Annotated in this window: 12 protein-coding genes; 1 reads left to right on the top strand and 11 read right to left on the bottom strand. The window is 62.0% G+C overall.

The window, feature by feature from the left end:
• From P9220_RS20855 to P9220_RS20840, 4 genes are all read right to left on the bottom strand, one after another.
• Complete coding sequence (locus P9220_RS20855; protein WP_309767358.1) at positions 1-234, bottom strand: hypothetical protein; 234 nt, start codon at positions 232-234, stop codon at positions 1-3.
• Positions 235-236: 2 nt separating this feature from the next.
• On the bottom strand, positions 237-1973 hold the full coding sequence (locus tag P9220_RS20850; RefSeq protein ID WP_309767357.1) for a ShlB/FhaC/HecB family hemolysin secretion/activation protein: 1737 nt from the start codon (positions 1971-1973) through the stop codon (positions 237-239).
• 263 nt (positions 1974-2236) lie between these two features.
• A complete protein-coding gene (locus P9220_RS20845) occupies positions 2237-4123 on the bottom strand; it encodes a peptide transporter (RefSeq protein ID WP_309767356.1) in 1887 nt (628 codons plus the stop codon).
• 278 nt (positions 4124-4401) lie between these two features.
• Positions 4402-5049 carry a hypothetical protein gene (locus tag P9220_RS20840; protein WP_309767354.1) on the bottom strand — a complete coding sequence of 216 codons (648 nt, stop codon included), beginning with the start codon at positions 5047-5049 and terminating at the stop codon, positions 4402-4404.
• On the opposite strand from P9220_RS20840, the gene P9220_RS20835 reads away from it, so the two are divergent.
• Positions 5034-5837: a hypothetical protein gene (locus tag P9220_RS20835; RefSeq protein WP_309767353.1), complete on the top strand. Its 804-nt coding sequence runs from the start codon at positions 5034-5036 to the stop codon at positions 5835-5837. The two genes, P9220_RS20840 and P9220_RS20835, sit on opposite strands and share 16 nt — an antisense overlap.
• On the opposite strand, the gene P9220_RS20830 is transcribed toward P9220_RS20835, so the two are convergent.
• From P9220_RS20830 to pssA, 7 genes are all read right to left on the bottom strand, one after another.
• Complete coding sequence (locus tag P9220_RS20830; protein WP_309767351.1) at positions 5785-7011, bottom strand: filamentous hemagglutinin N-terminal domain-containing protein; 1227 nt, start codon at positions 7009-7011, stop codon at positions 5785-5787. The two genes, P9220_RS20835 and P9220_RS20830, sit on opposite strands and share 53 nt — an antisense overlap.
• 619 nt (positions 7012-7630) lie before the next feature.
• Positions 7631-8314: a response regulator transcription factor gene (locus tag P9220_RS20825; RefSeq protein WP_309767349.1), complete on the bottom strand. Its 684-nt coding sequence runs from the start codon at positions 8312-8314 to the stop codon at positions 7631-7633.
• 387 nt (positions 8315-8701) lie between these two features.
• Positions 8702-11026, bottom strand: a complete 2325-nt coding sequence (locus tag P9220_RS20820) for an EAL domain-containing protein (RefSeq protein ID WP_309767348.1) — start codon at positions 11024-11026, stop codon at positions 8702-8704.
• A 1-nt stretch (position 11027) separates the two neighbouring features.
• Positions 11028-11636, bottom strand: coding sequence for a methylamine utilization protein (locus P9220_RS20815; protein ID WP_309767346.1), 609 nt, complete (start codon positions 11634-11636; stop codon positions 11028-11030).
• Positions 11633-12067, bottom strand: a complete 435-nt coding sequence (locus P9220_RS20810) for a group 1 truncated hemoglobin (RefSeq protein ID WP_309767344.1) — start codon at positions 12065-12067, stop codon at positions 11633-11635. The genes P9220_RS20815 and P9220_RS20810 overlap by 4 nt, the downstream gene beginning before the upstream one ends.
• 8 nt (positions 12068-12075) lie before the next feature.
• Positions 12076-12969, bottom strand: a complete 894-nt coding sequence (locus tag P9220_RS20805) for a DUF3034 family protein (RefSeq protein WP_309767343.1) — start codon at positions 12967-12969, stop codon at positions 12076-12078.
• Between the two features lie 193 nt (positions 12970-13162).
• Complete coding sequence (gene pssA / locus P9220_RS20800; protein ID WP_309767341.1) at positions 13163-13771, bottom strand: CDP-diacylglycerol--serine O-phosphatidyltransferase; 609 nt, start codon at positions 13769-13771, stop codon at positions 13163-13165.
• Positions 13772-13856: the final 85 nt, after the last annotated feature.

Genomic DNA, 13856 nt, shown 5'->3' with positions numbered 1-13856 from the left:
TCACTCCACTGCCGCTACGGGCGTTGCGTACTGCGCGTTACCGAGACGCGCGTCGATAAGCTCGCGGAATGTCGAGGTCGTCCCTCGGGCGAGCAGCTTGGGAAGCTCGCGGCTCGCCGACTCATCGTCGCGACGCTTGCCAGCGTATTCGTATCCGTCGATGCTGAATTGCGTGATCTTCTTGCGATGCTTGCCGCCAACGCGGCAAGCCCTGTCTGCGATGAACTGCATCACGATCAGTGGCTCCAGGTCACGGAGAGCCAGTACTGCGTCGGTCGCTTACCGGGTTCGATCCACGAGGTTTCGGAGAATCGATAGGGCTTCGAAACAGCTGCCGAGACGGTCGCACCGATCGGCGTGAGCCAGTCGACGCTCACGCCGTAGCCCGCGAGCACGCGATTGTTCGTCACGCCCGGAACGCCCGGATAACTCTTCTCCCAGCCATCCCACGGAGAATGGTTCACGCGTCCATAAGCGAAGTCGTTGAAGACGCCGAACTGCAACTGGTGTCCGGCCGCAACCGGCACACGCTGATACAGGCCCAGGCTCGCCACCGCGCCTTCGTCCGCGGAACCTTCATCGGCGCGATAGGCACGCACCGCGTCGGGACCGCCGAGACCGAGCTTCTCGCTCCCGTCGAGATTGCGGCTTGCCAGTTGCGTGCTGATGCGCGCCGACATGAAGGTGTTGCCGCTCTTCGACAGCGCATACGTGCCGAATGCGCTGCCCGCGAGCTTCGCGTAGTTGCCCGCGTGATGCACGGTGGATTCGAACGGGTCGTCGTTGCGTTGATGGCCGAGCGTCAGTGCAATCTGTCCGGTCGCGAGATTCGTGCGCATCGCGCGGGCGCGATCGCCGTTATCGGCTGTCAGCGAAAGTTGCAGCGAGTCGAGCTTACTGTGCGTGGCCGAGCTGTACTCAGGCAGATCCGTCGATGTCTGGCTATGCAGCACCGATGCGCCGCCCCACACGTTGGCGTCGAGCCCGCGTGCGAACGGGTATTGCACGCCGAGCTGGCCTGTCGTCGCGACGCCCTTCACCGGCGTGCCCGCATTGATGAAATACTGCTGGCGCGTGACGCCGCCCGTCATGCGAAGGCCATCGTCGAAAATGGGCACGCTGCCGGTGAGCGAACCCGTCCACATCTTCTTGTTGGTGCTGGTGATGGTGAACGCGTAAGCGTCGCCCTGGCCGAAGAGGTTATTCGCCGATGCCGTCACGCCCGCGCGATACGAGCCCGTCGACTCGACGCCCTTGTTATCGAGGATCAGATCCGCCGACACCGGCTTGCCGTTTTGCGCGATCTTGAACACGACATCGACATCGCCGACGCCTGCACCCGGCGAGAAGCTCGGTGCGCCATCGATTGCGACGCCGGGAAGGTCCTGAAGCAGCTGCGTCGCGCGTTCGAGATGCGACGTGCGCAACAGGCATACGTTGTTGATCGTCTCGCCGCCGCACAGTGCATGCGAGATGAGGCGTTCCAGCCGTGCATCCTTCACGCGCGACTTGTTCTTGACGACGATATTGCGGATACGGCCGGGAAAGACAGTGAATTGCACCTCGCCGCCCTTCTGCGCGGCCTGCCAGTCTTCCTGCGTCATCAGCACCTGGCCGAGCGGAAAGCCGCCCTGACGCAGCGCGACCGTCAGCACTTGCGACCAGTGATCGACGTCCTTCAGCGTCGCGGGAGCGTTGCCGAGCTTCTTGATGTCCGCGTCGAGCATCTGCTTCACCAGCAGCGCATCGGCGCCTTCAGCCGGCACGACCTTGACATCGACCGTGCGGATATCGGTGACCGGAGCCTGTTCCGCTGTTGCGGCGACAGGCGACTGAACAACAGGCTCCGCTTCTACCGCATCCACCGCTTGCGCCGCACCCGCGCGTTCGGCGCTTGCCACGCCCGCCAGCACCACTGATCCGACGCATAACATGCGGCGGACGGTCATCGCTATTTCGCTCATCTTCAACATTGCACGTATCCTTGCATTCGACCAGACGTTGGAACGTTCGCGCCTGGCTCATCGACTCTTGTCTGCGCATCGTTCTCAAATAGAAGGTTAAGGATTCGCTTGCTTCATTCGAATAGAACAAGTTCTAAAGTGGCGCGACGGCCCCGCGAAACGCGATGTTTCGGCACGCGAAGAAGATCGCCATGCGCACGCCCAATGAAGAAAGCCCGGCACGTGGCCGGGCTTTTGTTCGAATCGAAACGCAGTCGTTTCGATGCAGGTGCTTACGCGGTCTCCACTGCGCGCTCCGCCTTTTTGGCGCGGCCACGCGGCTTCGCACTCGGCAGTTGCTCCTTCCACAGCGCTTCCATGCGCTCGCCGAGAATCTCCGGACGGCCTGCGAAGATGAGCTTCTCGATGGCTTGCGGACCAGCGAGCTTCGCGGACAGTTCGAGACGCTCCTCCGCGTTTTCGATCAGACGCAGCGCCGATGCCTTGTACTCTTCGTTCGTCTTCGCGATCATCCAGTCGGGGAAGCCCAGGCGGCGGAACATGCCTTCGTCGATATGCTCGTGTACTTCGCGCCCGGTCTTGCACACGCCGACGAGCCCGGCCCATACCGTATCCACGATGCCGTTGGTATTGCCGAACGGGAACGGATTCAGGAACAGGTCGCAGCCCGCGATCACGTTCATGTAGCTGCCGTAGTTCTGATGCTTGTGCACAGTGGCCTTGTCGCCCATGAGGCGGCGCACCAGGTTGCGCACTTGCGGATAGATCAGGCCGTTCGCTTGTCCCATCAGGAAGTGGAAGTGCACCGGCACCTTGGAATCGCGTGCGATTTCGGCACACGTGTTGAGGAAGCCCGGGTTCTGCTTGATCGTGGTGCCCGCGACCGCGATTTTCACGACGCCATCCGACGGCTGCTTCTCCGGCAACTGAAGCTCGAGCAGCGCGGCCGGTGCGCGGTACGGCATGCCGTCCTTCGGCAGCTTGAGCAGCTTCTCGCTGAAGCAGGCTTCGTCGCCGACGTAGTCTTCTTCGACGACGACATAGTCCATTGCATGGCCGTGCGTGGTGGCCGGGTGGCCGAGCGCCATCATCTGGAGCGGCGCGACGCGCAGGCAGGCCAGCACCATCGTGATCGGGAACATGCCGACGCTCGGCATGTACATCATCTGCGCGTTGCGCGTTTCGCTCGTCTCACGCACATGCTTCGCGACTTCCCACAGATTCCCGCCTTGCAGCGGAATGAATTCGTGGAACACGGCTTTGCCCGCATCGTCCACGCGGCCGTCATAGCCCATGCCGACGAGATGGAACCTGTCGCGCATCGCGACCATCGTTTGCGAGTGCGTGCGATAGATCGAGTGATTCTTCGAGAACCATTCCAGCACGACGAGCACGACCGGCTTCTCGCCCTTCTTCGCCGGTTGCGGCTTGCGTTCGACGTCGTGGATGTCGAGGCTCTTCAGCTTGCGGCGGATGAGCGTGTTGATCGGCTTCTTGATGTCGTGCTTGCCGGAATAGTCAGCATAGCTCGAGTGCATGTACATGTCGTGGAAGACGCCCATCGGCAGCACGTCGAGGCTTTCGACTTCCGCGAGACGCTCGGGCAGCCAGCGCAGCAGCATTTCGCGCTTGGCATGAGCGGAAGGCGTGGCGAGAAAGCGTGACGACATGATGGTCGTCGCCATGCTCGCGGTCATCACCTTGTCGTGCTTCCACAGCAGGTCCCAGTCGAGACGCACTTCGGACTCGGGCATGTAGAAGAGCTGGAACTTGCGGAATTCACTGTTTCGCAGATTGATCGAGTTGCGCGATTCTTCGTCCGCGCTGAACGAACGCAGCACGTGGTCCGCGTTGCGGAACGGACTGGCGGCGAACATCGCGGCGAGCCAGCGCTGGAACAGCATGAGGCGGCTAATGCCGTGATCGGAGATGGTGAATTTCGGGTCCGAGACCAGCGTGCTGATGGCGGACGTCAGACGCGTGAGCAGGTGATCGTCCATGATGTCGAAGGCTTCCGCGGATTGCGCCCAGGTATCCACGTCCATCAGAACGCCGTAATTCTGGTCGATCTTGTTGAGCAACTCGATGAGCATCCGGCTCGCCGCTTCGTGTTCACGGCGATAGCACAAGTGTTCGAACTTTGCGATGCTGAATTTCATGTTTCGGTTCCTGAGTGGATTGATCTGGCGCGACGCTTGATCGCGATCCTGCTGGAGCCAGTTGCGTCCGGCTCTTCAATCTCGGATTCGCTCTAGCGCCCTCAGAAAGAAGATTAAAGTTTTGCCCGGTCGGATCGAATAGAAGAAGTTCTAATTTGAGAGAACACGCTTGCGCCGGATCGGCGTCAGAATTGAAAAAGCCCGGCGCTTAAGGCCGGGCCACTTACTGCTCGATGCTGGCGGAAGGCGGCGTTGCACCGCCTTCGCTTCGCCGATGCTTACTTCGCTGCGGCCTTCGCCGTTGCGTGCGCATGCACCGGATTCAGCGCGCCGGGCTTCAACCAGCCGTGCGACTTCACGACGTACGGCTGGCCGTTCTTCACGCCGCTTTCCGTGTAGAAGTACTCACGCGTCTGCATGTTCACCGCGAGATCCGCCTTCGTGTCCGACGACTTGTCTGCGTACGAATAGTGCTTCACGCCGTCAGCGCCGTCACGGTACGACATGTGACGCGACAGATCGCCCGAGCGGGTCACCAGGTTCACGTCGGCGGTCTGCGTTTGCAGATCGACCCACACTTCGTCGATGCTCGCATCGGCCCAGAACGCGGCATCGCCCGATTCCATCGTCAGCGGCAGCACTTCGTCCAGATACATGTGCATTTCGCTTGCGTAGATCAGGTACGACACGCCGCCTGCCACCGCGATACCGCCCGCCACCGCCGCCGCTGCGCCTGCGCCCGAGCCCGAGCCGCCGTGCGAAGTGGTGCCCTGGGCGGTGGTGCCGCCGGTGCCGGTGTCGGTCGCCGTACCGGTGCCGGTGCCGGTGCCGGTGTTGGCCGTACCGTTCCGCGCATGGCGACGGCGGCTTCGTGGAGACGTCGGGTCATAGTCTCGACGTGCAAGGTCAGGTGAGCGCAGCGGCACCGGAAGGCAAGGCTGGCGAGTGGCTGATCGATCCGACGGACGTGACGATCAGCACGGGCGCGGATGCCGGCTATAGCGGCAATGTCTCCGGCGGTACGGGCACGGACATCAACGGTTCGATCAACACGACGGATAACGGCACGATCAACATCTCGGGCAACAGCACGGATGGCACGGGCGTGATCGTCGACCCGAACGGCTCGATCAACACGACGGACAACGGCACGACGAACATCTCGGGCAACTCGACCAACGGTAGCGGCGCGGACATCAACGGCTCGATCAACACGAGCGGTAATGGTTCGACCAACATCGACGGCAACTCGACCGACGGCACGGGTGTGATCGTCGATCCGAACGGCTCGATCAACACCACGGACAACGGCACGACGAATATCTCGGGTAATTCGACGAACGGTGACGGCACGGACATCAACGGCTCGATCAACACGAGCGGTAACGGTTCGACCAACATCGACGGTAACTCGACCACTGGCAACGGTACCGTGATCGAGCCGAACGCGACGATCAACACGACCGACAACGGCACGACGAACATCTCGGGCAACTCGACCGATGGCACGGGCGTGATCAACGACGGCACGATCAACACCACGGACAACGGCACGACGAACATCTCGGGCAATTCGACGAATGGTGCGGGCGTGAACGATGCGAACGCGACGTACAACACCGATGAAAACGGCACGGTCAACGTGATCGACAACGGCGTCATCATTCACACGACGGGTGGCAACCCGGCGGTGAACGGCGGCAACCCGCGTTGATCGTCGCGCCCGCATCGACTTGCGTGAAGTTCGCGAACTGCACGCCGTCCTGCAGCATGCCTTGCGCTTGCGTGCCGTCGAGCTTGTGCAGGCTGTCGCCGCCCAGGATCACCTTGCCGCCTTCGGTCGCGCCGCTCGCATCGATCGATGCATTGCCGAACACGCCCACGCGGTCGCCCGACAGCACCACCGTGCCGCCCGCGCCCGTTGCGTTCGATGCATCGATCTTGCCCGTCACCGCCACATCGCCCGTGTTGCCGGCATCGGCCACGACCGTGCCGGCGCGCGTCACGCCCGACATATTCACGACCGTGTCGAGCAGCGTGTTCGTGCCGCGTGCGGTCAACAGCACCGAGCCGTTCTCGGCCTTGATCGTGCCGCTGTTCTCCACCAGCGCGTTGGCCGTCGCATTCGTCAGCGTCAACTGGATGCCCTGGCCGTTCGGCAGTGCAACCGTTGCGCTATCGCCTGCCGCGAGCACCACTTGACCGCCTTGCGCCGTCTCGATGGAGCCCGAGTTACGGACCTGATCACCGACCAGCGTCACATAGCCTTGCGCCTGAATCGCGCCGTCGTTCACGACGCTTGCATTCGTGCCCGTCGAGCTCAGTTGCAGCGAGCCGCCTGCCATGAAGGCATCCGGATTGATCGACTTGGTCGTCGCGAGCAGCGCGCCGACGTTGACCACCGAGCCCTTGCCGAACAGCACGCCGTTGGCGTTCTGAATCAGCACCTGACCGTTCGCGAGCAGCGAGCCCTGAATGTTCGATGCACCCGCGCCCGAGACGCGATTCAGTGCCTGCGACTGCGCGTTCGGCTGATTGAACTGAACCGTGTTGCCCGCGCCGACGTTGAACGAGTTCCAGTCGATCACGGTGCGCTGGCTACCCTGATTGATGGTCATCGTGTTGCTGTTCTGCGAGATCGACGCCTGGCCGGCGGTGACCTGACCACCCGTCGGCAATGCTTGCGCGAAGCTCACGCCGGGTTGCGTCGCAAGGATGGCGACAGCAAACGCCGTCATCGCGGAGACGACGCCGAGGCCCTCAGCCGACGATGCCTGCGGACCTGCGCCTTCGCCGGGCGCCTTGCCCTGGCTTGTGACGTCCTCGGCTACAGCGACCAACATACCAAGCCGCTTGCTAAACACGCGGCGAAACCGATTCTTGTTCATGAGAGACAGAATTAAGAAATAGAAGAACGTTCCGCATTGACTGATCAACGCAAAACCCAACGCGCCGGGGCGCGATTCCGGGAAGCAATGCAGGCCCAGACGCCTTGACACGTCTGGATTCGACGACGCCCTTGAAGGGTCTATTGATGCGCCCGGCGGCGTACGACTGACTCACACACCGATGACGGCGGTCATCTTGGAGAGCCGTTTTGCCGGGACTGCTATGCGAATCCAACGACGAATGCTAGGAAGAGACGAGTGAGTTCGATATAGAAGAAGTTCGAAAGAAGCGCGAAGCGAACGGCGCCACAGTTACGCAATGCTTTCGAACGATCCACCGATGCTTTTTTGCCACGCGGCAATGAAAACAACGGCGGGAACGACGATGAAGAGGGATTAATACAGCGTCCCGTATAGAAGAATTCCGAATGAATGAATGCGCGAAACAAGAACCGACTGATTAGAAGTATTTCTAGGAAACTTAATCCAATCAGTCAGCCTTATCAATTGAAGAGGCGCGGAGCCTGCGAGCGCGGAGCGTGATGCAAGGTGCTATCAACCTGTGCGCCGGCAGTATTCTCGATGTGGTAACTGGAGCAAGTGGCACCAAAAGAACAACTCAAGCCGCCCTCAAATCATGCTCGGATGACGAAGACCGATCCAGCCACAACCCATGTCCCACAGCAAACCGGTACATCTCCGATTCCCCGGAGAAGCCCAACCGCCGGCAAGCCTCAGTGCGCTGCGCACTAATGGTATTCACCCGCCGATGCAATAAGCGCGCCGTTTCGCAGACGGAGAGACCGCAGAGCATGAGGCCAGTCACTTCCATCTGCCTGCGCGTGAGCAGACCGAACCGCTTATACTCGGGCAGCGCCTCGAATTGCCGAAGCGATCCCTGAGCGACAGAAGAGAGATAGCGATCGCCGCGCGCGAGCGCCCGCACCGCCGCGATCACTTCGTGCATTTCATCGCGCTTGCTGACGAATCCGGCGACGCCGCGTTGAACCAGACTGCCCACGAGGAAGGGATCGTCGAACTCGCTATAGACCAGCACCGGCACTTCAGGAAAGTCACTCGAAACCGAAGCCAGAAACTGCCAGCCGTCGAGCCCCTGATCGCCGGGGCGCGAGTAATCCGTCACGACGACATCGCCTTCCGAGGCACTCAGCAATTCCACTAATTCATCGGGACTCGTGACCGTGCCCGATACATCGAAGCCCGCGTCCTCGAGCGCCTTCCGAAGTCCGCATAGCACGAGCGGATGATCGTCGACGACCGCAACTTTCGTACGTTTCATCATGGTTATCTCCTGACAGGCCTCTCGCGGCCCTCATCAACTGCTGTCGCAGGCCTCAGCGTTCGGCCCGGCTGCAAACGAGCGTCGAGCGCGGAGACGATGAACATTCGCTGCCACGTCGTCACGCCGGCAATCATTCAGTGCCTTTCAAAGACTCGCCTTCTCGCGAAAAGCTTTATTCGTGACTTGCTCAAACGATACAGCCGCGAAGTGGACCGTCATATAGAACGATGTTGAAAACCCATCGCAATGGTCCTTAAGCACTGAATCGAACAGGAGAGCGATGAAACAGCATCGCAATCAGTAATTATCCGGAGACGGACTGAACGGTTCGCTGATTGGGCCCGATTGTTATACATCGTTATACGGGCACGCAGCGAAGGGGATGAGTCAGACCGGCATCGGCAATGCGGCCGCCGGCCACGCAGCGAGCCAGTCGACAAGTTTCGCAGGCGGCAAGGGCCGACTCAGGTGATACCCTTGCGCGAGATCGCATCCGAGCGCCTTGAGACGCAGCATCATCGCTTCGTTCTCCACGCCTTCTGCCACGACCTTCATGCCCATGTTGTGCCCGAGGTCGATGGTCGATCGCACGATGGTCTCGTCGTCCTTGTGATGCGTCATGCCCATCACGAACGACTTGTCGATCTTCAGTTCGTCCACGGGCATGCGCTTCAGATACGAAAGCGACGAGTATCCCGTGCCGAAATCGTCGATGGAAAGGCGAATGCCGAGCGCATGCAGGCGGTCGAGTGTTTCTATCGCGTGATTCGGATCGTCCATGATCGCGCTCTCTGTAATCTCGATCCAGATGCAGTCCGGCGAGACGCCATGCTTCACGAGCAGGCTCTGAAACATGTCCGGCAGCGACGACAGAATCAGTTCGCGCGCCGACACGTTCACCGACACGGCAAGCTCGATACCCTGCGCCCGCCACGCCGCGCACTGCGCGATGGCCTTGTCCGCGACCCAGCGCGTGATGGTCTTGATATAGCCCGTCTGCTCCGCGAACGGAATGAACTGATCGGGCGACACGAAGCCGCGCGTCGGATGATCCCAGCGCACGAGTGCTTCGACATACTTCACGCGATGCGTCGCGAGATCGACTTTCGGCTGATAGTAGAGCGTGAGCTGATCGTGTTCGACGGCCTGCCGCAACTCGCCCATCAGCGACAGACGCTCGGCGCTGTTGTGATCGTGCCGCGCGTCGTAGAGCGCATGGCCGAGGTTGGCTCGCTTGGCTGCATACATCGCGATATCGGCGCGTCGCATCAGCACGTTGATGTCCGTGCCGTTGTCCGGAAAACTCACGATGCCGATGCTCGCGCCCACATCGACGAGTTGCCCTTCTATCGTGATCGGCTCTTCGAGCGCACGCAGCATGCGCGCCGCCACGCTGCGCGCCGCCGTGAGATCGCCATCGGGCAACAGCACCGCGAACTCATCGCCGCCGAGCCGCGCGACCGTATCGGTCTGCCGGTGCAGCGTCGCGCGCAAACGGCCCGCCACTTCGCACAGCAGCATGTCGCCGATGGGATGCCCCAACGTATCGTTCACGAGCTTGAAGCGGTCGAGGTCCATCATCATCACGCACAACGGGTGACGCTTCTGCGCGGCAACGGCAATCGCCTGTTGCAGACGGTCGTTGAACAACGCGCGATTCGGCAAGCCGGTGAGCCGGTCCATGTACGCGAGTTCCGTGATGCGCCGCTCGCGTTCGACAATGCCCTCCTGCATCTGGTTGAACGCGTTCGCAAGCTCGCCGATCTCATCCTGATGACGCACGTCAATGGACCCGCTGTAATCGCCACGCCCGACGCGCCGGGAAAACTGCGCGAGCGCCGCGAGCGGCCGCGTGACCGAACGCGCCGTCAACATGCTGCCGACGATAGACACGATCACGCCCAGTATTGTGATCAGCAGCAACGTCGATTGCAGCCGATGGAATGGCGCGAGCGCCTGGTTCAGCGAACGTTCGAGCAGCACCGCCACCGTGCGCCCTTCCGAATGCAGCCGGACGACGCGCGTGGCGTAACCATCGTCCGCGAGTTGGGCCTGATCGGTGAGCTTCGCGCGCGACGCATCGGGCAGCGAGCTTGCGACAACATCCCATCGGCCGCGCGCATCGACGGTGAGGAAGGACACATCGAGCGATGTGAGCGAGCTCATCTCCCGGGCGAGGGCGTCGTCGATGGCGAAACCCATCACGACCCACGCGATGACAATGGGCGCCTTCACCGGCACCGCGACCAACTGATACGCCTTACCGCCGATGATGCCGAACGACGACGCATCGCCCTTCTTCGCAACCGCGCGGATCAGATGCGGAAACGAAAAGGCCATGCCTTCGTGCGCCGAGCCTTCGTTATCGGCGACGAGCTTGCCGTCGAGATCGACGAGCATGACTACGTCCGCATGAATGCGGTCGCCGTGATTCTGCAGCGCGGACGCCACGGTCTTGCTGTCGTGCGTGGCGACCGCCTCGCGAAATCCGAAGTCGGACGCGGCCACGCTCGCGGCCTGCGTCAACTGCTGGCTATTGCTTCGCAACACTTGCCCGAAGACGCGCTCGGCCACCGACAACTGCTCCTCCGCGTTCTCGTGCGCATTCTTCAGGATGACAGAATTAATGACGACGTAAGCCGCAGCCTGCGCAGCAAGCATCAGAACGACGAACACCAGCGCGATGCGCGCTCGCAGGCTGTGCAGGCGCATGCTATTCGGCGGCCCTCAGTTGCAATGCGAGCTTCACCGGCGCGTCCGTGGCAGCGTTGATCTTCTGCGACGGCAACGCGTTCGGATCGCCGAGGCGGTAGTGCCATGCAGTAAGCTTCAGCGCATCGGCAGGCACATTGTCGATGACGGCCACGCCCTTTGCATCGGTCTTCGCGAACCAGGGAGTATCGACGATCAGCAGATACGCCACCATTTCGTCGTGGATATTGCAGCCCATCACGACGAGGCCCGGCTTGTCGAACACGACCGGGTTCGCCGGAATGCCGTGGTACAGGTTCAACTCGAAACGCTTCGCGGGCGAGAAGGAGTACACGTCATGCTCGATGTTGTCCTTGTTCGGAAACGTCACCGACGCGCCCGTCTGCACGACGGAGACGCGCGGCACGAAGCGCCGCTTCACCTGATCGATGATCGCGCCGGCAGGCTTCGTCGCGGGCGGCTTGCCTGCGACGGGCGTTGCATAGACCACGGCATCGGCGACGGGCGCGCCCGCCTGATCGACCACCTGAACGTGAACGCTCGCTGCCTGCGCAAGCGATGCGAGAAGCGCCAGCAAGGGCGCGAGGAAGAATCGGTAGGCTTTCATCATTCACGGTCCTGCACATCGCGGTACATCGGCGCGAGTTTCGCGAGCAGCTTGTTTTGCGCGTGAAACGGCACGCCGTTCTTGTCCATCGCGGCCTGGAGGTCTTCGACGAGCGCATTGAACGCCGCGCGATCGATATTCTGGCCTTCGTGCGTGCGCTTCATCGGACGGCCGGTATAGACGCACGGTCCATCGAGCAGCACGCAGAACTGCTCGACGAGCTTCGTCTTGATGCGCCGTATCGGGGCGTTCTCGAAGTACGGCGCGGTGCGAGGATCGACGGTCACGGTCGCGTACATGTCGTCGACGATGCGCGTGAGCCCTTCTCTTTCGCCGAATTGCCGATACAGCGCGTTGTCCTCTGCATGCGCGTTCATGCTTGCCAGCGCGGCGAGCAGGCAGCAGGCCGCGAGCGCGGCGTGTCGAATAGTCATGGTCATGATCAGAAGCCCGCCTGCAGCGAAACATAGAATCCGCGCTGATTTCTGATGGTCGCGATATCGCCGAGCGATACATACGCGGCCGTCAGCGAGACATGCTTGTTCGGCGCCCACGCGATGAACGCATCGTAGGCGTCCTGTTCGCGGGCGAACGAGAGGTTGTCGGGCTTCATGCGATATTCGGCCCCGACGGCGATGTTCTTCGTCAGCAAGTACGCCACCGACGATTCGAACTCCGGCTTGTAAGCGTTGGATTTGTCGCCGCCGAAGCCGAGCAGGCCGAACTGGTTCGCTTTCGTCAGGCGCACCGCGCCGTTGAGAAGCAGGCTTTGCGCGAGCAGCAGCTTCGTGGCGGACAGATAAAAGTCCGTGCCCGAATTGCTCGCCGCGCCGATCGCCTTCAAGACGCCGCCTTCTTCGTTGTGCTTGAACTGGATGCCGGCTGCGATCTGCGGCATCCACGTGTCCTGATCGAGCACGGCGTCGCCCAGCAGGCGCACCTTCAGGCCGAAGATGTTCTGACTGAACGCATAGCCCGCGCCCAGGCCGAGCTTCGCGCCGGCATCGCGTGTGTCGAAACGCTGGCGGGCGAGCGACAGCTCGACGCGGTTCGCCACGCCCACGGTCAAGCCCCATGAGCCGAGCGCGTAGTCCTGCGTGCGGATGAGCGTGCCGTGAGCGTTGGCGCCGAGCTGGCCCGCCGTGCCGTAACCGCCGATCACGGCCCACGGCGCGAGACCGCCGCCCGCCGCGCCTTCGATCTGCGATACGCCGCCCGTGAGCAGCAGCTTGCCGCCGGTGAGCGGGACGTTCGGCGATTCGGGGGCGTCGTCGGCCAGCGCGGACGGCGAATACGCCGCGAGCGCGGCCATTGCGCAGGCCAGGCTCGCGGTCATGCGAGAAAAGTGCATTACGTGGATGGGCTCTCGAAACGGGTCCATGAGATTCCCGTTCATCGCCCTGGGAGTGGCGCGTGCGACGTCGTGCGTCTACGCGGCGAGCCTGGCGCTCGGGGACGGACGCGGCTTCATGCGCCGCGCCGCTTCATCCACGTGTATACGGCGGGGCTGGTCGAAACTTGATGGAAGCCTAGGGCTTCGGAATGCGGATGCGGCTGATCATCAGCGAACCGGAGATGGCGTAGACAAAGACGAGCGGATGCAGCGTGAACCCGGCGATGCGCCATTCGCCGAACCACATGCGCGGCCCCAGTGCATCGAACCATGCGGCGATGCCGAGCATCAGCACGATGGCGAACGATGTCGGAATGGGCGTGCCCTCGAAATGCGTGACCTTGCCCGTGCCGGCCGACATCTCTTCGGTCGTGACGTTATAGCGCGCGAGACGGGACACGCCGCACGCGACGAAGTACGCGAGCATCACGCGGTCATAGAGGCCGCGCATGCCGCATCCGTAACCAATGATGGCCGGCGCGACGCCGAACGAGATCACGTCGGCGAGCGAATCGAGTTCCTTGCCGAGCAGCGACGCCTTCTGACGCCACCGGGCGATGCGGCCGTCGAGCACATCGAACACGAGCGCCGCGAACACGAGCGCGCACGCCAGATAGATATGCATGACGTCGGAGTCGTCGATATAGCTGATCGTCGAGAACAGTGCGCCCGTGCCGCAGACCGCGTTGCCCAGCGTGAACCAGTCGGCGAGATGGAAGTCGCGAATCATCGAGAAACGTTTCATGCTTGTTGTCTTTGCTGTTCTTGCTGTTGTTGCGTTGGATTCGGGCAGCGCCAGGCGGGCGGCCGCAGGACGGATCGAGTCTATC

The organism is Caballeronia sp. LZ016 (assembly GCF_031450805.1).
In the GTDB taxonomy this organism is placed as follows: domain Bacteria; phylum Pseudomonadota; class Gammaproteobacteria; order Burkholderiales; family Burkholderiaceae; genus Caballeronia.
This window is presented reverse-complemented; position numbering and strand designations above follow the sequence as displayed.